Genomic DNA, 19,870 nt, shown 5'->3' on the forward strand with positions numbered 1-19,870 from the left:
TTGCGGGCATGTAATTGCGCTGGAACGAAAACCGACCAGGGTCGGTCACACCGTTGATTACTAGGAATTCGAGTATGGGCAGGTTCCACTCTCAGGAAGGCGCATGCTCCGGATTGCCGCAGTTGAAGAAAGCCCGCGGCCTTCCCTTCACGCGGGACTCCTTCGGACCGTTCTTCACTGTGGCGCTTTCTGTGCCAATCGCTTTGCTCTTCGGGCTTGGAATACAGGGCGATCCCTCAGCATACATCATTGGACTAGTCAGCCTCGGAGTTCTGACCTCTCTAGATCTGCGAGGTGGTATTCCAAGGGTTGGCGTCGGATTTGCTGTTTCGTTTCTCGCCTCTCTCTACGTCATGGGACATTCAGTCGCTGGACAGGGTTTTTCTCCGTTATCGTTTGGTGATTTGTCCCTGCTCCTCGTCGCTCTTCCTCCCTCGGTCGCAGTGCTCGTAGCCGGTCTTCTCTTCTCCCGAGCAACCCCTTACAAGATGATCAAGGCAAATGTCGTCGCGTCCGTAGCGCTTGCGGTTGGGCTCGGCTTAGGGTCGGCTCTAAAGGCCGGTTCAGCCTTGTCGGTAGACTCCCTCACCATAGTAGTCTTCATTGCGCTTGGTGTAGCCGCGAACATTGCCCAGATGATTCTCTTTCACTTTCTCGACAAGCTATGGCGGACCAAGAATCTCTCGATGTCAATGATGCCGACAGCATTCTTCACCTTCAATCTACTAGCTGTCCTTGGATTTGTTGCTTCTCGAGATCTTAGCCAGCTGTACCCGTTCGTCTCGTCTTTGGGATTCTTGCCTGCGTTCGCATTGGTCGGAGTCGGCTCGACTAACCTTGCACAGAGAATCTCAACAGGACAGAGCCTCAGACCAACAGTTTCCATAACGGGAGCACCGATCGTTCGACAGGGCAAAGAACAGACAATCAAGATCGCAACCCAATTCAGTGGACACGCGATGAAAATGGCTAAGATCATAGCAACAATCACACGGCCTGGAGGAAAGACCGAATCTCTGAAGGTATCACCGGCCTCTCCGGGCGAGTACAGCATCCACTACCGACCAGGAAGCTCAGGCAACTACGCTGTCCACATCTCGGCTACAAGCAAGGAACGACAGACCGTAAACGAATCGTTCTCTTTCGATGTCCAATCGCCCCAATCAATTCCTCCTCCCCCGAAGCTATCGAATCCACCTCCTCAGAGTCATCCAGCGCCTCCGCCTCCAGTAATGCCCGCCCCCGTCCAGCTCCCACGTCCTGCGATACCCTTTTTCAAAGGCAGTCTACCAAGGTTGGATAATTGGGACCCAAGGGTTTGGGTCGGCCAGGAAGTTCATAGTTACAAGATAACGGAGCACCTCGCGACGGGCCTCACCGGTTACGTCTTTCGTGCTAGCTTCGGACAGGCGGGGACCGAAATGGCGATAAAGATTCCCATCCTAAGAACCGGAGCCGGCGCAGCTGCCCTCGAAGAGACCATGTCGGAGGCAACGCGGCTCCTAGAATTGTCAGAGCAATCGAAATACGTTGTCCAGCTGAGAGGAATCTTAGTTGATCGGCTCAATATTCAGGAGATCGTGAAGGGTGACACTCAATTGTATCTGCGAAGTCCTCCCGCGATAGTGATGGAGCTGATGAAGGGTGGTGCCGCCAAGGGAATTCTTGAGGATGCTTCGTATGATTCGCTTTACTATTCGGAGAAATGGGGCGGTATAGTCATGCTCATCGGTTACATGATTGCTACTGGGCTAGAGACGATTCACAGTGCCGGTTTCGTCCATCTTGATGTCAAGCCGCAGAACATTCTGTTCAACCTCAAACCCCCGTCCACCGGACAGGAGATGAAAGATCGGATGAAGTCTGGGGCTCTTGTCCCGAAGTTAGCAGACCTCGGTTCCGCCGTCCGTATCGGAGGCAAAGTGGGCCAGTTCACATCGGAATACGCTCCAGCCGAACAGGTTTTGGGGGATAGCGCCGCTTCTTCCATGGACATCTACGCTCTGGGAGCGACACTCTACAATATGCTTACGAAGACCCCTGTTAATTCGAAGAAGCTCATCGAGTTGATGAACGCAACGACGACTAATCCAGGATCTAGCAGAACTGCAAGCGATCTGAGGTTGGCTTGGAACTCATTCAGCCCCGATTTCGATAGGGTTGCCAAGCTCGCGCCAACCGTCCCCGTCCTCAAGAAAATGTTAGACAAGGACCCCCGCAAGAGACCGTCTGCCCAGGCCGCAGCGACCTTGCTCCAAGACCTGGGAGATAAGGCGTTATCATAGACGATCAAACGGCCGACGGAGAAATACCGGAATATTGGGGCGAGCTCGCCACGTATGAACGACGATTGCCTCAGAAACTGAAATTAGGCCTGAGTTCAGCCTAGACTAATGGGTCTGTTCTCACCTCATGAATCTTGGTAGACGGCGGCACGATGAGTTTCAGGCATGAACGCATACACCTTGCCAAGATCTAGATTGAACGCAATCGTGTGGGTTCCACTCTCAGTCGCAACTGTTTGAATCACCTGCATAGATTTCGTGTCGAAGACTTCGATTACCCCAGGATCACCAATAGTCACGTAGAGATGTTCGAGATCTGGGTTGAAGAATATGACATCAGGGGTTCCCGCTAGCTTCGATGACTTTGACACTTTTTTTGATTCCAGGTCGATCTGGTAGAGGCGACCTTCGTCGCAGGCGCAAAACAGACGTCTCCCGCGTCGGTCCAGGTCTAGCCCGTGTGGCCCTTTAGCTGGAATCAGATATGACCCTGCTAGCCCGTCTGGGTCCTCGGCGTCAATTATTGCGATCTCGCCCGGGTCAGCGATGTTCACGTAGAACTTTTCCCCATCGGGATCGAAGACGGCCCATCTTGTTCGTCCAGGAACTGTCACGTCCGCTATCATCATCCTTTGAGCCACATCGACGATTGACACCGTCACGGGGTCTTGGCTGTCCGGCTTTGGAACATTGGCAGCTAGTAAATTGTTCCTCAAGGGGTCGAAGGCAAGTCCATTGGGCCTGCCGCCGACCTTGATCTTTTCTAAACTCCGATCTTTTCCGTGGTTGAAGACGCCGACTCTATTTTCGCCGCGGTTAGACGTGAATACTTTGTCCTTCTCGTTGGAGACCAGAGCCCCCGCAACGCCCACCAAGTTTGGGATCGATCTGAGGTACTTGTCTTGGCGGCAGTCGATCACGTCTAAGCTGTCATTCGAAGTGTGAGCTACATAGAGGATTGAGGATTTGAGGTGGACCGCTCCGTGGTCGAAGCCCCCTTTTCCTTGATTTTGAGGGAGTTCAATGTATCCTAGGTGTCGGAGGGTGATGCTTGGACCCTACCGTGCGGGCTGGGAGACATTGTACTCGAGGTTCTGCGTTCCTTCAACCTTGAGCTGGCAGAACTTGTAGAGTGCGTCGTAGGTCGGGAATTGAAGTCTCATGTTGTCAAAGTCGTCCTTTGCAAGGTTTCGGAAACCGTGGGCTATGGCCTCAAGACCGGCTGATTCAGGCGGGGCATCTGGAATCTTCGCGTCGGCTCCTCTCACGATCTTTGCTAGTTCAAGCAACGCCGGGTCTGTTAGTTTGTACTTCTTGATTATGTGGTCGAAGCTGACTCGTTCTTGGCTGTTTTCTTTGTAGTGTGTCAATTCTACACCTTTGGCGTCGTAGGGTATCGCGCCAGTTTCCTTTACGACTTGTGGAATGTTTTCCGGCGGGACAAAGAGGAACTCCGGATTGTTGTCCACGAACTTCTTGATCAACCAAGGACAGGCTATTCTGTCCACCTTTGCTTTTTCTCGGGTTACCCATTTCATACAATTTTGCACCTATAGATATTCTACATAGATAGAACATCTACACATATAAGGCTAACTCACCGATTGTCTGATCGAGGATTCGATCGCTGTCAAGACTCATGCCCCATGGAATGAAGATAGGCGCAGTCTCGCTCTGGCTGCTCCTCCTGCTCTCGGAAAAACCGATGTATGGCTACGAGATCATCCGAGAACTGGAGAAGAGGTTCTCAGGCTATTGGAAACCGAAGGCTGGAACCATCTATCCTGCACTCGAGAAACTTGAGAAAAACCACCTGCTGACAAGCCGAGTTGAGTTTCGAGAAGAAGCTCCCGACCGGAAACACTACGCGCTTACAGACACGGGCCTCGGTGAACTTACAAGCACTATGGCCTATTGGACGAGAATGACAGAGATACTCGAAACCTACCGGGAAACGCACCAGTCGATATTCCGTCACAAAACCGAGCTCCGAAAAAACCAGCTCTCAGAGTTTTTCATGAAGTTCTCCGAATCCCTTCGCGGCAAATCAATTGATATCAAGAAATTGTTTCCCGAGTCAGAAACCGTGGCGCGGATTTCCCCAACTGACCCAGTTCGGTTGAAGTTTCTGTACGCCAAGGAGAATCATAAGTTCGAGATTCATATGGAGCTTGAATGGTTGCCCCGCCAGAAACAGACTCCCGCTTGTTAGAGAAAACACTCGAATTCTAGGATCTAGAACAGCAAACAAGGGGCGAGCTGACTGCCTTTCGACTGGATGACCAAAGACGGAAAAGTTGTCCTTGTCGAGAAAGCGGTCCGCACAGTCCCATACGGTTTCCTCGGGGTCTTGTTTTCCGTCTACTTGAGCCAGTTGGGCCTCGGCGCATTTCTCATAGGTGCAGTTCTGGCGTTGACTGTTGCCTCGAGTGCGATCTACACTCTCGTCGCGAGTGTATTCGCTGATCGCCTTGGTCGCAAACGGACATTGATCTTCTTCGCCCTTACTGACGCACTGGCTGGCGCTCTTCTCTTCTCGTCTGATTCATTGTGGGCTCCCGTAGCTGCCGGGATCATCGGCAACATGACTGTAGGCGCGGGAGAGGTTGGCCCATTCCTGACCTTGGAGCAGGCGATTCTTCCAGGAGCCTCTGATCGCAAGCGGAGAACCTTGGGGTTTAGCGTCTACAATCTCGTGGGGTACGTTTCATCTTCTGCCGGAGCACTTCTGGTCGGCTTACCTCAATACATCGGGCCTGGCATCGAAGGATACCGTCCCCTGTTCCTAGTCTATCTCGCGTCAGGATTGCTGGGAGCATATCTCTACTCTAGACTCTCGCTAGGGATAGAGAAGGAGAAGACTCTCTCCCCGAGTATCAGGGTCCTGTCCGAGCCTTCTAAGCGAATCGTCAGGAGACTGTCCGCGCTGTTCGCGTTGGACTCGTTTGGTGGAGGTTTCATAGGGATAAGCATCCTCTCGTATTATTTCTACGAGAAATATTCCTTCCAGCTCAGCTCGCTTGGGTTGCTATTCGCTGGGACACAGATCGTAACAGCAATCTCGTTCTTGGTCGCTGAACGTATCGCTCGCCAGATTGGCCTGATCAAGACGATGGTCTACACTCATATTCCCTCGAATCTCTTGCTAACGATCATTCCGTTTGTCTCTTCAACGCCAATCGCCATTGTCTTGCTTCTCTCTCGGCAATCCCTCTCTCAGATGGACGTGCCTACTCGTCAATCATATGTGATGAGCGTGGTGCCGGAGACTGACCGCACCCCCGCCGCCGGGTTCACTAATGTCTCCCGAAGTGTTGCTCAGACTTTTAGCCCCTCAATCGCTGGCTACGCAATTGCCACACTGTGGCTAGGATCTCCTTTCGTTATCGCTGGTGGACTAAAACTCGTCTATGACCTGTCCCTTTACAAGATCTTCCACAAGATGAAACCGCCCGAGGAAGCTTAGGCCAAAGTTTTCCAACCACGCGCGGGCAATTGTCTCAGGAAGGAACGGGAGTTGTCGGATCTTTTTGCGCTTCTAGTACAAATCGTCACTGTCATTGCCCTCTGGGCGATCATCGGCGAACTGTTTCGTCGAGGGCTCATCGCTCTCGCCAAAAGGGCGGGTGCTTCTAGGCAGCTCGTCAGAAACATTCGAGATGGCATCAGGATAGCCTGGATTGTTGTCGCTGTCGCAGCCGTTCTCATCGTCACAGGGGTCGCCTCTGAGTTTCAGGCTCTGACTCTCACAGGACTGGCAGGGCTGGCAATTTCCTTGGCTCTTCAGACGACTCTTTCCAATATTATTGCAGGCGTTCTTCTCTTCTCGGACAAGACTCTTCGATTGAACGATGTCATCTCTTACAGCGGGATAAAGGGTACAGTTGTCAGAGTGGGTCTGAGGTCAACTCTGATTAGAACTCAGGAGGGGAACATTGCGATAATTGGGAACAGTACTTTGATGAGTGGACCTTTCATCAATTATTCTGCCGAAGAACGTCTCGTTGGGAAGCCCTGATGCGACTTCCCGGAAAGAGACAAGTTGACGGTCACGGAGGTCTCCTCGCTTCTTGCGTCCGATCAGTCGCCTTCTCCACGGGACAGAGAGGCGAGAACAGCACGCACCAGGTCTCTCGCAGATTGAGGCGTCAGTTCTATCGCGATCCTTGAATTCGGCCCCGCCGTCTCGCTAAGGATGTCAATGATGACTGCCCGTTCAGCTTGGGCGTGATCGGGATGGTCGTAGGAGACGCTGGCTTGGTCTACCGTGAACCAGCCGTTTGAACCCTTACCGCTGCCTGATATTCTTGTATTCTCAACGATTCCCGTGCACATGGTTTTCACATCTTCCTCCTTGGCAGATTGTCGGTCAAAGTTTTTCTGGCGTTCCAAGGTACCTTTCGAAGAATGTCCACACCTTGTTCCAGCCGTCGACAGCCTGTTCTTGCCTGTATCCAGGCCGCTCGTAATAGAAGAAACCATGCCCTGCCTTCGGATACATGTGAAACTCGTATGTCTTCCCATACTTCTTCAATTCCTGTTCGTGTTGAGCAACTTGTTCGGGAGTTGGAAACTGATCCTCCTCCCCAAAGAGTCCTAGAAGAGGACAGGACAAATCCTTCGTATAGTCTATCGGTGCCACCGGATACTTTGGTGTGAGTTCTTGCTTGGACATGACGACTCGTCCGCCCCAGCAATCTACTGCTGCATCGAAGCCCTTTGTTCTGCAAGCCACAAGAACTACTTGTCTTCCGCCAGAGCAGGTGCCAAATGCTCCCACCCTGCCATTGCTTTGAGGCAGAGATTTCAGATAACCCAAACCCTCTGCGATGTCGCCCACGACATCATCATCTGGTACTCCTCCCGCTGCTCTTACCTTGGCAGCGATGTCTTCTGGCGTACCATGGCCGAACTGGTAGTAGATGTTTGGGCTGATTGCTAGATAGCCGTGGTGGGCGAACTTTCGAGTGATCTCTCGATACCACTCGTCCCATCCAGGTGCGTGGTGAATCAACACGACTCCGGGGAACGGTCCCGAACCAAGAGGCCTTGCAAAGTAGGCGTTGATAACCGTACCATTGTGTCCGCGAACCATTATGGTCTCTGCCAACATTCCTTCGTACATGCTTGTTTGATACTTTTGCATCCAGTTCTCACTTCCCCGCATGAAGACGCGTAAGCTTGTTTAGTTTTTCGTCGAGACGCTAGAGACGACACCGCGACCAACCGCCATGGATTTCTAAGTGAAACCCATGGTCGCCCTGAAGCCTAACAACTATGCGAAGAGTCGAACAAATGGCATTTACCGGTGGCCCTTAAGTACCAGATTGCAAAACCCAGCGATCGATTATCATGCAAGTAACGACTCAAGCTAGCAAAGCCGTCCAACAGGTCAAAGAGTACGACCTGTTTCTAGATGTCGATTTTGACGATCTGAAATTCTCCGGAACTGTAAGAATCGAAATGAGTTCAACTGGAAACATTAGTCTAGACGCAGTCGATCTGGAAGTCACAAATGTCAAGGCGAATGGTCAAAGCCTACCGTTCAAACATCATGCAAACATCGTGGATATTCAGACTGGCCAATTCTCTGGAACACTAGAAGTTGACTACAAGGGAAGAGTCTCTGATAGTCTAACGGGCTTCTACAAGGCTCCGTATGGCGAGAAGTACATTTTGACGACTCATTTCGAAGCGGGACACGCCCGTAGACTACTGCCTTGCATCGATCATCCCGCCTACAAGGCCCACTTCAAACTAAGCGTCCGCACAAGAAATGATCTCTCTATCATCTCGAACATGCCAATTGAATCTGAGAAGAAAGAGGGAAACAAGAAGACGGTTACCTTCCAGAAGACCCCGAAGATGTCAACCTATCTTCTCTACCTCGGAATCGGTAGGTTCGAGGAGGACAAGAATCGCTATAACAAGACAGAGTTGCTCACAGCCTCTGTCGTCAAGCCTGAAGGCAAGATCAAGACCGGTCTCACCTTCGAGGCAGCGCAGAAATCCCTGGAATTCTATGAAAGATACTTCGGTATTCCTTATGATCTGCCCAAGCTTCACATGATTGCTGTCCCAGAGTTCGCCTATGGAGCGATGGAGAACTGGGGCGCGATAACTTTCCGAGAGATCTTGTTGCACGCCGACAAGAACACTAGCACATCGACAAAGAAGAGCATCGCCGAAGTCATTGCGCACGAAATTGCTCACATGTGGTTCGGTGATCTCGTCACCATGAAATGGTGGGACGATCTCTGGCTCAACGAGAGCTTCGCTACCTTCATGGCCTACAAGGTAGTTGACTGGGCCTATCCACAGTGGAAGATCTGGCAAGACTTTGTCAAGAGCAGCACAGGGGGAGCGATGGCCAGAGACGCTTTGAACAGCACTCATCCCATCGAGGCCAAAGTCCGGTCTCCAGAGGAGATCGAAGAGTTGTTCGACGAGATCAGTTATGGTAAAGGCGCAAGTATTCTTCGAATGATTGAGGCGTACATCGGTCCTGACAAGTTCCAGAAAGGTGTGAGCAAATACCTCCAGCAATTCCGGTATTCCAACGCATCGGGACGTGACCTCTGGTCCCATCTCCAGCAGGCGTCAGGAATGGATGTTAGCAGCGTCATGGAAGGCTGGATCAGCAAAGTTGGATATCCCGTCGTCAAGGCGTCACTCTCTTCTGGAAAATTGGTCTTGGAACAGGAAAGGTTTCTCCTCTCAGGGGCGCGTGAGAAGCAAACTTGGCCCATACCTGTCACTATCATGGTTGATGGTAAGACTCAGCAGCTCATGCTCGACAAAGAAAAAGCTAAGGTCAATGTCTCAGATCCGAAGTCCCTAAAGCTCAATGTCGACCGAACAGGGTTCTATCGAATAGACTACCGAGGCCCTAAGATCCAGGCACTCGTCTGGTCAAGCAAGCTGTCAGGGCTCGACAGATATGGCCTCGCGAACGATGGCTGGGCATTTCTCAATGCGAGTAGAATGAGCTGGAAAGAGTATCAGAGTCTCCTCGAGCGGTTCCTTAAAGAGGAAGAATATCTTCCTGCCTTCGAAGTATCAGAAAGGATTACAAACCTATTCCTTATTGCCCCTAAGAAAGTCGCGGATCTCTCTAGGAAATACCACAAGTCACAGTTGAAAATCCTTGAGGGGAAACGAGATGAGAACAGTTCCTTGCTTCGAGGAACCATTGCCGCTCGGCTAGCTATTCTAGATGATGAGTACGCGCATGAGATGAGTGCGAAATTCAAAGACTTGGCATCTGTAGCGCCCGACATGAGGCGTTCGGTCATTGTGGCCTATGCCAGGTCATCCAACGACTACGACGGGCTAATTGCGCAATACAAGAAGGGCACCACGGACGAGGACCGCCTTAGATACTTAGAGGGACTAACGAGCTTCAAACGTCCAGAATTGGTGAGAAAGGTCCAGGACTTCGCAATGGCGGGCAACGTGAAGCGTCAGGACATTGGACGTGGATTACTCCAGTTTGCCACCTCGAACCCTGATGCACACGAGGTGACCTGGGAGTGGTTTAGAGACAACATTGAGAAGCTGGACAGAATGTACGAGGGAACAGCGACGCTCTCGGCGTACATGCGAGCCTACATATCGATCATAGGCGTTGGCCGAGTTGGCGAGGTCGAGAAACTATTCAGCGAGCACAAACTGGCTGGGGCGGACGCAACGATTGAGAGATTGAAGATTCATGACAGACTTGCAGGGGAGATAACAAGATCCTAGCTCGCCCAGCGAATGACAGCTTGCACTTAGACGATGCTGCACCGGATAGCACTGTCGGGCCGTCGATGAGCCCGTTGACTTAGAGGGGGACACTCTTGCCGTTCACAACTAGTTTGAACATGATCTCCGTGGCTCTCGCTAGGGTTGCATGGACTGGGCATCTTCTATGAGTCTCTCTCGCCACTGCAACAACCAGTTCAACGGGGTCATTAGTCGAAACTCTTGTTTCAACTGTTATGCTGCTGAAGTATGGCGAGACGTGATCGATCTCGAACAGCCCTCTTCTATCCCAAGAACCGGTGACAATCGTGTCAAGCGAGTCCAATGACAATCCCGCTAGACTTGCGTTTCTGACGAATATCAGGTTCTCGCAGAATCCTACCGATGTTATGAGATAGTCCGTTGGAGTCGGGCCTTTGCCTGTACCTCCAATACTTTCCGGCTCGTCTTGGACTACCGTGAATCCTCTGACCTTTGCCTCCGAATGCTGGTCTTTGATGAGTCTGACTTCGGCTTTGTTTGTGGCTAAATGGTTCGTTGTGTCAGATGTTGCCATGGTTTGTCGAAGTGTTTCGAATCTTTGTTTCAACTCAGGGGAGATCAGTGTCATAAGTTCCGGAGGTCGCGCGGTGCCAGAAAATCCTTTCCGACAAGCTACGGTCGGTAGTGCCGCTCTTGGTCAGCAAGAAACGTTGAACAAGTCATCGCTGTTGAATAGCGCGAAGGAGGTTTGAGCGGTATCGAGGCGCTCGTGATATGCCTACTTCAGTTTCTTGGGGTCCCAGTCGATAAAGTCGGCATTTATTTTTTCGGCCTTGAGCGCGGTCTTCAATCCTCCTAAGACGCTCGTGAAAGTATAGCCTGGTCCGAGACGGAGGACATGGTGGACAACGGGCTGTTTGTGTAACTGGTAGACTTGGTCTGAGGGAAAGGAAGAATTGAGCCAGAAGATTATCGGATTCTTGATTTTCCCGTTGTATTGGACGAGTTGGCGGGCAAGAATGTGGTTTGGCGGATTATCGCGTGCGTGAAGACGCTCGTCAAATTCGAAGCTCTGCCCAACTTGGACCATGGCCGTTCCCCTGCGAGCATGCAACATTACCTGAGGCGACAGAACGCAAAGAGGACATCTGGAAAGCCAATCTCGTAGCTGCTTCTCGTAAGACTCGACCGCGTTATCGAAAGAACTCATTCCTGATCAGTATGCGCCTCTTCATAATAGAGTTGTTGACGCCGCTACCACGTCGCGGTTTTCGTTGTGTCGAGTCATCGTCTAGAATTAACGAAATGCAAGAATCTTTGTCATATGGCCGATTTTGCTTGGTGCGGGGGGTGGGATTTGAACCCACGAACCCCTACGGGACAGGGTCCTGAGCCCTGCGCCTTTGACCTGTCTTGGCAACCCCCGCGTACAAACGAGAGAAAGGAATCTGGTTTGATAAAGGCTTGAGTTGGCGGCGCCTTTAGCTGCGTGAGAGAAGCAGCCCTTCCAAATCATTTTAGGAGCCAACGCCGAGATCGGTGTCGGTGCGATCTCTGATACTTCTTGGCAAATCGGAAAAGCGTCGCTCCTACAGTCTTGTTTCTTTTATGGAGAATCCTCTCTGCAGATTTGGTCTCAGACTAAATTCTTCTTGTGGCTGAATCATCCCCAAACAGACGTGACGACCGGAAAATGTTCTCCGACATGGCTCGACTCGCTAAACTCATGTTGTTACAAAAGACCCTGGCATTGTCAGGGGTGGCGTTAATCGTCGGACAGGACGCGAAAATGCGTAGAACAGATGGCGGCCGCCAACAGCGCCCAACCGGGCTAGATCCGGTAACGTTGCACGTAACAGTTAGGGCGTTTCAAGGAGCGTTTTGATCCCTTGCTTTCTAACTCGGCGTAGAAAAACGTCCGGCCCCAAGAACCAATAGGGGATGATGAAGACGTTAAACGTCTGACAACGGCATATCCATACGTTTCTGAACCAAATCTACTTGAAAGCCCTCGATCCCCTAGGGAGGTCGATTTTCGCGCGCCCCGTCCTTCGTGAAGCGCGAAGAGATCCACGTTCAACACTACTCAACCATCCCTTCCTTCGTAGGGAGAAGCAAAAAGTGCTTCTAAAAAGTGGGAGTTTCACACCTTCTAGGATGCGATATTCCATTGTCTACTTGGTTCGCTCTAGGATGATCTCTATCGTGGAGACGTTGCGTGCATCCTGGCCTTCACCGACGATCTCCGTACCCAAGTGTACATTCTTGGCTAAGCCGCCTTGGAAGAAGCGGTTGTTCACCACTTCGGCCACGTCGACGGCAGTGCTGATGGCTCGTCCACGAGCCTTTAGGGTCAGCTTCTTGGCGCCCGTGTTATAGTGCATCATGACTGCCGTAGCATAGGCCATGATCGGCTTCTTGCCGATCAGTATAGTGTCCGCTGGGATATCGGTTCTGCGCATTTGGGTAGGAGCCCTCTCTGCCTTCTTTGGTTCTTCTGACATTGGTTCACCCCCGAGATATCGGTAGTACGCTGTACGCAAACGGCATTATGCGCCGACCTCCCTTATGAGCCTACCCTTTTTTTTCTCTCTCAGAAAAGGTAAGAATCAACAAACACTTTGCTGGGGCTTAAGTCAGCGCTATCCGAAATCACTCAGAACCAGCTCAATCCCCAAATTTGAGCCCAGCTTTTCCAAAGCGCCTACCTATCCACGGAAATGGCGAAAGAAATCGAATTGCTGAGCAATGAATTCTCTGCGGTTGCTTTCTTAAGTATCAAAATGAGCATCCTAAAGCGAGGGCTTTTGTCCGAGACAAAACAGTGTGAGTTGTGCGGCTCAAGCTTCGCGTGTAAGGGTCTCCTTGGTTGTTGGTGTCGCTCCATGAAGCTTTCGCGCGAACAATTAACCGAACTCTCTGGGCGGGCTTCGGATTGTATTTGTCCCGATTGTCCTTCTGAAGTACAAAGATAGAACCTACTTTGCTAGGCTCGCGGCTTAGTCTCATTTTTGTTATGACTCTCAAGGCATGGTGGCTAGAACCGGGCATGGTTCTTTCTCGGCCTTCGCTTGAAATCTGGCAGAACACCTGGACTTCCGCTAAGACAAACCTTCTTTGAAGGCCCACCTCGTCATCGGATGATAAGGAGAGAAAAAGAAGAAAGGCTTGGGGTGAGGAGTTACGGTTCTGGTCCTACATGCCGCCTTTCTTCTTCGACTTTTTCTTCTTAGCGTTCGTCGGCTTGTTCACCCGACTCCATAGTCACCATTGTGTTTGCTTAAGAATTCTCCTGTTTTCTTGGAGACATGATCTCTACTGACAAAATATTTCCTACCGGACCAGTTCGTTGTGCCAACCCGCACATCGCAGGCAGATTTTTCTTCCTTTAGACAGTTGTGTCGGGCTGAGCGATTCTAGTCGTCTCGGGGTGAATGTTATGGGAAGATCTTCCTGATGATCCGCATGGTTTTTGCGAGATGATTTCCGATCCAACTCATCGGAGCTCTTCCTCTTCACAATTGCTCTTCGAAAAAGCCTGTCACACCCACCGACCGTTTCGATAGTTTCCTTCCCAGCGGGGCCTGAAAATAATCCAGTTGCAAAACTTTCGACGGCTGCATCTTGGTAATGTTCCTTACCGGCATAATCTCTCCGCAGTGAACTATTGTCCAACGCGGTGAATAGACGGGTTGGTATTAGTTGGAGATCAGAACTTCCCGCTTTCCGTTGGACGGGCGAGACGTTCCTCAAAACATCATTTGTTTGAGGCCCATCGCTCTTCGTTAATTGGGGAAGGGGTCCCTGAAGATGGTCTCAGTAGAGAGCGGAATCGTGAAGGGAAAATAAGCCCTGCATGAGAAGAAGAATTCGCCCATTTTCAGCCCTGATTCAAGATCTGAACAGGCAGTTCTGGAACAGCTGCTGTTTCACGCTGGAAACGCGGACAATTCCCGACCGATCCAAGCTCAGGTTAGGGTTTGATCGGCAACACTCGATTGGAATCAGCACCAAACGGGAAATGGTTTCTGGAAAATAGGGGTCTTAGCGACCGAGTCCCGCGTCGCAAGGGCGGCACTCTTGGACCATGTGGGAAAATGATCCTCGGGAGGCCAATCGTCAGGATTTGGGCCCTGTCTAGGAGGGCCCTTCACGGACTCGACGGAGCGGCTAGTCGACGAATATTGTTTCCTTCGGGAACACTTCGATTCCACTGGTCGAGATCTTGTATGGACGTGGTTGCATGTCGATAGCTGTCTCTCTCATCTTCTCCACTTGCATGACCCGGTTGTACGTCTTGCCCACTTTTGCATTGGACAAGATCATAACCCCGTGAGCCAAGTACTCTTCAAGTTGCACCGCACGCTCAACCGTCGGTCCCATAGCGCGCAGTTCTGTCGTCATTAGACAAGTTGCGCCGGTCTTCACGAGTGCGTCGACAAGATCCAAAATCGCCGTCCTCCGCTCAACCATCTCCGGATACTGGAAGATCAGAGATGTGACAGGGTCAACAACGATTCTCTTCGCATTGATCAATTCCGTATGAGTCTTGATTCCCTCGATAAGGCTCAGGATCGAGAAATCCTTACGGCCGATCGAGGTCCTGCCAATCTTGACTTCACCTGGCATGTGTCGCAACGGTGATGCGTTGATGAAAGCGAACTTCTTCCCCTTCTCAAGATCCTCAAACTTCCAGCCGAACAGGTTCATCTCGCGATAGAAGTGCGCCTTCGTCTCGTCCAAGCTGACGAACGCGCCGTTCTCGCCGTACATCTTGATCCCGTTCATCAAGAACTGCGAAGTCAGGATCGTCTTACCAGTACCAGGGCCACCAACGAGCAGTATGACTCGTCCCCGTGGAAAACCACCAGTCAGGATCTCGTCAAGGCCCGGAATACCGGTTGGAGTTCTATCAACCATAGGCATTGCTATTGTTCATCCTCAGATTCGAACTTTGAAGCAGATACTTTCAACATGGTATAAATCGCTTCGGATTCAAGACCCTTAGAACCTGTCTTGAACCCTATTGTTACCGCGCTGTCCTCGCCAGAGTTACTATTTCCAGATGAAGCCACAATACAAATCCGCGTAGACCCAAAGACGTCGGTCGTGCGCCAGGCTGCAAGATGAGATAATTCTAACCGATCACATCTTTCTATATTACTCGACGCATTACTCGCTTGCCCCAGTGGTCGGAAAAGTTTGCGTTCGGTGACTGAAAGTTTATGTTAGATTCCATGGCTGACGCGCGCATGGCCCTTCCGAGCCTCACCCGCTGGAGCGGACCCACACTCATGCTTGGAGGGCTTCTTCTTGCCATACACTACCTCGCTCACCCCTTGGGAGAGACACCTCAATTTATCCTAAACAGCATCTGGGCACCGGCACATTTCGTAGGGGCGGTTGCCTGGGTGCTAATTCTTCTAGGAACGGCTGGGTTCTACAGCCAATACTCCGGGAAACTAGGCCGCCTGGGGTCAGCGGGTTTCCTCCTAGCCTTCATTGGTGGAGCTAACAGGCCTGGCGAATTATTAGTCGTCGGCACAGTCATCGGTCCTCTGATAGCAGCGCAGGCACCATCACTCCTAGATCTCGGAGGCTCGCTCCACGATCCCTTGTTGTTGACGGTCGGACTTATCACGGTTATCTATGGCTTCGGCTTTTTCCTCCTTGCTATTGCCACGCTTCGTTCAGCTATTATTCCGCCTACAGCCATTGTTCCACGCTTGTCTCTCTGGATGGTCATCCTCGCTGTCCCGCTCGCGCTCGGCTTCTTCGTCTTTTTTATCATTGGCAGTATTGCAGGTCTTATCTTCTCACTCGGTTTGATCGGGTGGGGGTACTGGCTGCAGCTTAACCGAATGTCAAAGCAAAGAGATCCTAGTGGATAGAGTGGTTGCTTCGCTGAGTTTCGGGCCCGACCAATAGAGTTCCAATATGCTGAGAAAGCAACTGCGGAAACTTTCAGCGGGCGCCTTCCAAATTCCTTGTCCATCAGGGACACACTGGGATCTAGACGTTACTGGTCTGCTGAAATCCTAGTTACACCCTGCTTAGCCCATAGAGAAAGGCCAAGTGCTTCAGGCCTCAAACTTCCAGCCTAGGCCTTCAGTTGCTCGGTGGAGAGCGTGCCCCACAGAAAAACACGAAACAAACAATACGACACGATGCAGGGCCCGAGTCTCCCGGGGCTCGGAAGCGTTCCAATTATCCCCCACACATTATCGATACTGTTTAGACTTTCTGGTCCGAGGACGTGGGTCTTTCCGTCTTTCAGCTTTATTCTAGGTTATGCGGTAGTTGGCGGAGGGCAACTATCTCAGATAGGTATCGGCATAGCAGTCGCATCTCTGGTGACGTGTGCAACCAATATCATAAACGCTTATGCAGATAGAAGGGAAGACGCAACAAATCAACCCCAACGCCTATTCTGGCTTGGTCAGATCGGCTCGAGACAAATCACTGCCTTTCTTGTAATACTCTATTCCAGCGCAGTCGCCCTTTCCGTTTACCTAGGGTCCCTTTTCACGCTGGTTCTAGGCGTCGGCATCCTAAACTCCATCTTCTATTCGTTGCCTCCTCTAAGATTCAAGGCAAAACCATTTGGTAGTCTCGCCTCTTTCTCCGGTGCCCTAGGTCTCCCATTTCTTGGAGGTCTCAGTGTTAGAGGGTCTCTTGATCTTCTCAACCCAATGCTTTGGCTCCTAACATGGTTCATGTTCACGTACGGGACAGTCAAGAATTTGCCGGATTATTTTGGTGACATGAAGGCGGGCATCAGGACCTCGGCCACCATCTTCAAGAACGTCAAGAAGGCTGTTCTTTTCAGCAGCATACTACTTTCCACACCATTTATCCTTCTCATGGCGCTCGAATCGGTAGGACTTCTGGCGCCGATCTACATTGTGGACCTTGTATTGGTCCCGCTGCTTGCTTTCGTCATCACCGAAATGCTGAGGGCCAAGGACACAGCCGGCCTTGAGAAGGCTCATACTCTTGGCTTCTTTTACGCGATATCCTTCGTGCTATTCACACTTGTCCTGACATCTCCCACCCTCCTATCGCTCGTGATGGTGCTTGTCGCATACGTCTGGACTCTGACGGTTGCCAAGGTCAGCGTCCACTCTCGGGTCGAGTCCAGAGACTGGGAGAAACAGAAGAGGAAAACCCATTGAAGAATGCTCTCGCCAACAAGGAGCTATCCTTCGACCTCCTCAAGGGCCTAGTCATCACCCCTATTACTACAGGTCTAAACTTTGCCCTTCTAGCACCACCCGGCGCAGGAAAGACCACCATCTGCCAGAGTCTGCTCAAAGAAGCGGTTGAAGCGGGTTTGAGGTGTCTCTACGTCATAACAAACAATCCCGTCTCACTGATCAAAGAACAGGTCCGTGCGATGGGACTGGCACCGGGAAGAGTGGACCAGATAATCTACGTCGATATGTACTCGTGGCTTCTAGGAGAACGCTCTCAGGAGAGATTCCAGATAGACAATGCATCAGATGTCGCATCAGTCAGCGTCGTATTGTCCAGTGCGGCTGAAGCAGCCGGAGATCGATCCTTTGTTCTCTTCGACTCGCTGTCAACTCTCCTCTCCTACAATTCGGAAGATCTCTCTATACGATTCATGAAGTCGCACTTAGCCCGCATGAAGAAACACGGGAACATAGGTGCTTACGCGATCGAACTTGGAATTCACAGCAACTCATTCTACAACGAAGTCCGCTCCAGCTTCGATGGGGTGATCGACTTGAAATTGGACGAGATGGATGGTGAGCTTCGGCGTTTCGTCAGAGTATACAGTTACAGAGGGGCGCACGAGACCAAGTGGTTCCGGCTTCTCATTGGACCCGATAGAGCGGTGAAAATCTACTGACGCAAGTGAAGATGTCGACAGGGGTCTGTCTCGCTTTCAATTTCAACAGACAGTCAGTGTTAACCTTATCGCAGATGAAAGGTACAATCCGCTTAAATGACGCTAAACGGAGGGCGTCATAAGGTGACGACAGTGGAGCCTACTGGCATCAAGGTTCTAGACGACCTCTTGTCCGGTGGTCTTCCAAGGCCTTCAGCTGTCGGCCTGATCGGGGCTGTAGGCAGCGGTAAGTCCTCGCTAGTCAGACAGCTCGCAGTCAACATGCTCGAAAAGGATTTTCGGGTACTTTACTATGCAATAGACGAGTCCGCTGAGGACGTTAGAGAAGGAGTCTCCTCCTATGGCATCAACGTCCCGAAGTACGAAGAAGAAGGGCGTCTGGCTTTCATCGATATCTTCGCTCTCGGTGTTGAACGCTTAGCAGAAGCGTATCCGGTTGAAGAACCAGAGAGAATTGTAGATAGCACTTTCAAGTTCTCAGACCTTGTCGCTCAAGGCAGAAGCTTCACACTCAAACATCTGGGAAAGAAACAGTTCGTTATCATGGATTCACTAACGCCCTTCTTCCTCATGGTGGAGGCAAAGAGAGTCTTCCAGTTCGGCCAAGTTCTGAAATATGCAACTCGCTTCGCAAAGGCCATCGGAGTCGCAACTCTTCACACCAAAGTTCTTGATGAATCAATCGAGAACGCCATGGTCAACTTCGCCGACGTCGTTCTAGAGCTTGAGCGAAGAAAGACGCCTGAAGGTATCAGCAGGGGAGGAACGCTAAGACTGGTAAAGCTGGGAAAGACGCAGATCCCGTCTAGAGGATACTATTACGAGATGACACCGCAAGGAATAGTCATCAGCACAGCTCCACCTATCTGATTTCAGCTCCAACTTCTCCGACAATAGAACTAACGAATTGGCGTTGGCTGCAGAACTTCTGAATCATAATCCAAAATTTCTTGTGAAGAGATTGCCGCGTTGTTAGATCTTGCCCCAGGCTTTAGGATATCCCTCGTCAAAGAGAAAGGTCCAACTAGCACTTGAGCCCCTTTCTCTAGAGATCAATTCGTTTGCGATGAATTTTGCCTGGAGAATCCGTCCTACCGCGCACTGCCCGAATAGCCCTCTCATCATTTCCAACACTCATGGTGTATGACTTCCATCAGGACGATCCGAAAAAGTGCACCGCCGCTAGACTCAGAAAATTTCGGTTGATAAAGAGCCTCCCGAACCTGCAACGAATCCCCTCCTCCGCCATCGTATTGAACCCAACGAGCAGCAAGACACTCTCGCTCGACGATAAAGAACCTGTCCAACGGAACGGGCTGGTCGCGCTGGATTGTTCTTGGAACTTGTCGGAAAACATCTTCGATCGAAACATTCCAGGTGATAATCGTAGACTTCCTATTCTTCTGGCTGGGAATCCTACAAACTATGGGATTCCGGGCAGACTAAGCACTGCTGAAGCTCTTGCCGCAGCGCTCATTCTAACGGGTTATCGGAAACCTGCAGAAGCCATTCTGTCGTTGTTCAAGTGGGGAGAAACTTTTCTCTCGCTAAATCAAGATCCGCTGGAAAGTTATGCAGGTGCAAAAACTTCAGAGATCTCGGTTTTGGAAGGGGAATTTTTTGGTTCGCGGTGAGGGTAAATGTTTAAATCGGCTGTTCGTCTCGTACCCCTTTTTGGTAGCATAGCAGGTCGAATAGTAGCCCACGGTCCCGGCGGCGGCGTCAATCCGACGCTTAGGGCGTTACGCCTGTGTATGACCGATTGACCTCCACTGTGGGCGAAAGATCATGCGGACCCAAAGAAACCCGGGCAGTCAAATACCCTGGAACGTTTAGGTCTAAGATAGGCTCGTAGCCACCTGCTAAACTCCAGCCGATTCCTGTACATATTATGGCGTCCGAAACTCCAATCGTTCTAGACTCCGCTTGATCCTGGCGGACCCAACTGCTATCGGGATGAGACTAAGCCATGCGAGTCGCA

At 51.1% G+C, this 19,870-nt stretch carries 20 protein-coding genes and 1 tRNA gene; 12 read left to right on the forward strand and 9 right to left on the reverse strand.

Annotated elements, in window-relative coordinates:
- Positions 1 to 74: 74 nt before the first annotated feature.
- Complete coding sequence (locus VGS11_10095) at positions 75 to 2,285, forward strand: protein kinase (GenBank protein ID HEV2120438.1); 2,211 nt, start codon at positions 75 to 77, stop codon at positions 2,283 to 2,285.
- A 125-nt stretch (positions 2,286 to 2,410) separates the two neighbouring features.
- Here the strand turns inward: VGS11_10095 and VGS11_10100 are convergent, their stop codons facing one another.
- Together VGS11_10100 and VGS11_10105 are read right to left on the reverse strand one after the other, a co-directional pair.
- The gene (locus VGS11_10100) at positions 2,411 to 3,205 is read right to left on the reverse strand and encodes a YncE family protein (protein HEV2120439.1); all 795 of its coding nucleotides are present in this window, start codon (positions 3,203 to 3,205) and stop codon (positions 2,411 to 2,413) included.
- A 138-nt stretch (positions 3,206 to 3,343) separates the two neighbouring features.
- Complete coding sequence (locus tag VGS11_10105; protein ID HEV2120440.1) at positions 3,344 to 3,823, reverse strand: chromate resistance protein ChrB domain-containing protein; 480 nt, start codon at positions 3,821 to 3,823, stop codon at positions 3,344 to 3,346.
- A gap of 101 nt (positions 3,824 to 3,924) precedes the next feature.
- On the opposite strand from VGS11_10105, the gene VGS11_10110 reads away from it, so the two are divergent.
- From VGS11_10110 to VGS11_10120, 3 genes are all read left to right on the forward strand, one after another.
- Positions 3,925 to 4,497 (forward strand): PadR family transcriptional regulator, encoded by a 573-nt coding sequence (locus VGS11_10110; protein ID HEV2120441.1) that lies wholly within the window; start codon positions 3,925 to 3,927, stop codon positions 4,495 to 4,497.
- 66 nt (positions 4,498 to 4,563) lie between these two features.
- On the forward strand, positions 4,564 to 5,751 hold the full coding sequence (locus VGS11_10115) for an MFS transporter (GenBank protein ID HEV2120442.1): 1,188 nt from the start codon (positions 4,564 to 4,566) through the stop codon (positions 5,749 to 5,751).
- Positions 5,752 to 5,802: 51 nt separating this feature from the next.
- On the forward strand, positions 5,803 to 6,303 hold the full coding sequence (locus VGS11_10120; GenBank protein HEV2120443.1) for a mechanosensitive ion channel domain-containing protein: 501 nt from the start codon (positions 5,803 to 5,805) through the stop codon (positions 6,301 to 6,303).
- Positions 6,304 to 6,365: 62 nt separating this feature from the next.
- On the opposite strand, the gene VGS11_10125 is transcribed toward VGS11_10120, so the two are convergent.
- Both VGS11_10125 and VGS11_10130 read right to left on the reverse strand, forming a co-directional pair.
- Positions 6,366 to 6,677 carry a DUF6295 family protein gene (locus VGS11_10125; protein HEV2120444.1) on the reverse strand — a complete coding sequence of 104 codons (312 nt, stop codon included), beginning with the start codon at positions 6,675 to 6,677 and terminating at the stop codon, positions 6,366 to 6,368.
- The gene (locus tag VGS11_10130; protein HEV2120445.1) at positions 6,655 to 7,431 is read right to left on the reverse strand and encodes a dienelactone hydrolase family protein; all 777 of its coding nucleotides are present in this window, start codon (positions 7,429 to 7,431) and stop codon (positions 6,655 to 6,657) included. The genes VGS11_10125 and VGS11_10130 overlap by 23 nt, the downstream gene beginning before the upstream one ends.
- Positions 7,432 to 7,637: 206 nt before the next feature.
- Between VGS11_10130 and VGS11_10135 the strand changes: the two genes are divergently transcribed.
- A complete protein-coding gene (locus tag VGS11_10135; protein ID HEV2120446.1) occupies positions 7,638 to 10,031 on the forward strand; it encodes a M1 family metallopeptidase in 2,394 nt (797 codons plus the stop codon).
- A 79-nt stretch (positions 10,032 to 10,110) separates the two neighbouring features.
- On the opposite strand, the gene VGS11_10140 is transcribed toward VGS11_10135, so the two are convergent.
- The 3 genes from VGS11_10140 to VGS11_10150 all read right to left on the reverse strand — a co-directional run bounded on the left by VGS11_10140 (position 10,111) and on the right by VGS11_10150 (position 11,440).
- Positions 10,111 to 10,641 carry an OsmC family protein gene (locus VGS11_10140; protein ID HEV2120447.1) on the reverse strand — a complete coding sequence of 177 codons (531 nt, stop codon included), beginning with the start codon at positions 10,639 to 10,641 and terminating at the stop codon, positions 10,111 to 10,113.
- Positions 10,642 to 10,791: 150 nt separating this feature from the next.
- Positions 10,792 to 11,223 carry a hypothetical protein gene (locus tag VGS11_10145; protein HEV2120448.1) on the reverse strand — a complete coding sequence of 144 codons (432 nt, stop codon included), beginning with the start codon at positions 11,221 to 11,223 and terminating at the stop codon, positions 10,792 to 10,794.
- A 129-nt stretch (positions 11,224 to 11,352) separates the two neighbouring features.
- Positions 11,353 to 11,440: transfer RNA gene (locus VGS11_10150), tRNA-Leu, on the reverse strand.
- Between the two features lie 227 nt (positions 11,441 to 11,667).
- Here VGS11_10150 and VGS11_10155 point away from each other — a divergent pair.
- Positions 11,668 to 11,898 carry a hypothetical protein gene (locus VGS11_10155; protein HEV2120449.1) on the forward strand — a complete coding sequence of 77 codons (231 nt, stop codon included), beginning with the start codon at positions 11,668 to 11,670 and terminating at the stop codon, positions 11,896 to 11,898.
- 289 nt (positions 11,899 to 12,187) lie between these two features.
- Here the strand turns inward: VGS11_10155 and albA are convergent, their stop codons facing one another.
- The gene (gene albA / locus VGS11_10160) at positions 12,188 to 12,517 is read right to left on the reverse strand and encodes a DNA/RNA-binding protein AlbA (GenBank protein ID HEV2120450.1); all 330 of its coding nucleotides are present in this window, start codon (positions 12,515 to 12,517) and stop codon (positions 12,188 to 12,190) included.
- Between the two features lie 279 nt (positions 12,518 to 12,796).
- Between albA and VGS11_10165 the strand changes: the two genes are divergently transcribed.
- The gene (locus tag VGS11_10165) at positions 12,797 to 12,988 is read left to right on the forward strand and encodes a cysteine-rich CWC family protein (GenBank protein HEV2120451.1); all 192 of its coding nucleotides are present in this window, start codon (positions 12,797 to 12,799) and stop codon (positions 12,986 to 12,988) included.
- Between the two features lie 1,195 nt (positions 12,989 to 14,183).
- Here the strand turns inward: VGS11_10165 and VGS11_10170 are convergent.
- Positions 14,184 to 14,939: an ATPase domain-containing protein gene (locus VGS11_10170; protein HEV2120452.1), complete on the reverse strand. Its 756-nt coding sequence runs from the start codon at positions 14,937 to 14,939 to the stop codon at positions 14,184 to 14,186.
- Between the two features lie 326 nt (positions 14,940 to 15,265).
- Here VGS11_10170 and VGS11_10175 point away from each other — a divergent pair, with 326 nt between their 5' ends.
- The 5 genes from VGS11_10175 (at position 15,266) to VGS11_10195 (ending at position 19,523) form a co-directional block, all read left to right on the forward strand.
- Positions 15,266 to 15,904 (forward strand): hypothetical protein, encoded by a 639-nt coding sequence (locus VGS11_10175; GenBank protein HEV2120453.1) that lies wholly within the window; start codon positions 15,266 to 15,268, stop codon positions 15,902 to 15,904.
- A gap of 237 nt (positions 15,905 to 16,141) precedes the next feature.
- Positions 16,142 to 17,188 carry a UbiA family prenyltransferase gene (locus VGS11_10180; GenBank protein ID HEV2120454.1) on the forward strand — a complete coding sequence of 349 codons (1,047 nt, stop codon included), beginning with the start codon at positions 16,142 to 16,144 and terminating at the stop codon, positions 17,186 to 17,188.
- On the forward strand, positions 17,185 to 17,889 hold the full coding sequence (locus tag VGS11_10185) for an RAD55 family ATPase (GenBank protein HEV2120455.1): 705 nt from the start codon (positions 17,185 to 17,187) through the stop codon (positions 17,887 to 17,889). The genes VGS11_10180 and VGS11_10185 overlap by 4 nt, the downstream gene beginning before the upstream one ends.
- 132 nt (positions 17,890 to 18,021) lie before the next feature.
- A complete protein-coding gene (locus VGS11_10190; protein ID HEV2120456.1) occupies positions 18,022 to 18,759 on the forward strand; it encodes an RAD55 family ATPase in 738 nt (245 codons plus the stop codon).
- Between the two features lie 203 nt (positions 18,760 to 18,962).
- Positions 18,963 to 19,523, forward strand: coding sequence for a DUF367 family protein (locus tag VGS11_10195; protein ID HEV2120457.1), 561 nt, complete (start codon positions 18,963 to 18,965; stop codon positions 19,521 to 19,523).
- Positions 19,524 to 19,870: the final 347 nt, after the last annotated feature.

The organism is Candidatus Bathyarchaeia archaeon (assembly GCA_035935655.1).
GTDB lineage: Archaea > Thermoproteota > Bathyarchaeia > 40CM-2-53-6 > 40CM-2-53-6 > 40CM-2-53-6.

Coding starts and splice junctions, on each gene's coding strand:
- VGS11_10110 (HEV2120441.1), top strand. CDS start 3,925: ATGCCCCATGGAATGAAGATAGGCGCAGTCTCGCTCTGGCTGCTCCTC.
- VGS11_10140 (HEV2120447.1), bottom strand. CDS start 10,641: ATGACACTGATCTCCCCTGAGTTGAAACAAAGATTCGAAACACTTCGA.
- VGS11_10135 (HEV2120446.1), top strand. CDS start 7,638: ATGCAAGTAACGACTCAAGCTAGCAAAGCCGTCCAACAGGTCAAAGAG.
- VGS11_10105 (HEV2120440.1), bottom strand. CDS start 3,823: ATGAAATGGGTAACCCGAGAAAAAGCAAAGGTGGACAGAATAGCCTGT.
- VGS11_10115 (HEV2120442.1), top strand. CDS start 4,564: ATGACCAAAGACGGAAAAGTTGTCCTTGTCGAGAAAGCGGTCCGCACA.
- VGS11_10130 (HEV2120445.1), bottom strand. CDS start 7,431: ATGCAAAAGTATCAAACAAGCATGTACGAAGGAATGTTGGCAGAGACC.
- VGS11_10175 (HEV2120453.1), top strand. CDS start 15,266: ATGGCCCTTCCGAGCCTCACCCGCTGGAGCGGACCCACACTCATGCTT.
- VGS11_10095 (HEV2120438.1), top strand. CDS start 75: ATGGGCAGGTTCCACTCTCAGGAAGGCGCATGCTCCGGATTGCCGCAG.
- albA (HEV2120450.1), bottom strand. CDS start 12,517: ATGTCAGAAGAACCAAAGAAGGCAGAGAGGGCTCCTACCCAAATGCGC.
- VGS11_10165 (HEV2120451.1), top strand. CDS start 12,797: ATGAGCATCCTAAAGCGAGGGCTTTTGTCCGAGACAAAACAGTGTGAG.
- VGS11_10145 (HEV2120448.1), bottom strand. CDS start 11,223: ATGAGTTCTTTCGATAACGCGGTCGAGTCTTACGAGAAGCAGCTACGA.
- VGS11_10170 (HEV2120452.1), bottom strand. CDS start 14,939: ATGCCTATGGTTGATAGAACTCCAACCGGTATTCCGGGCCTTGACGAG.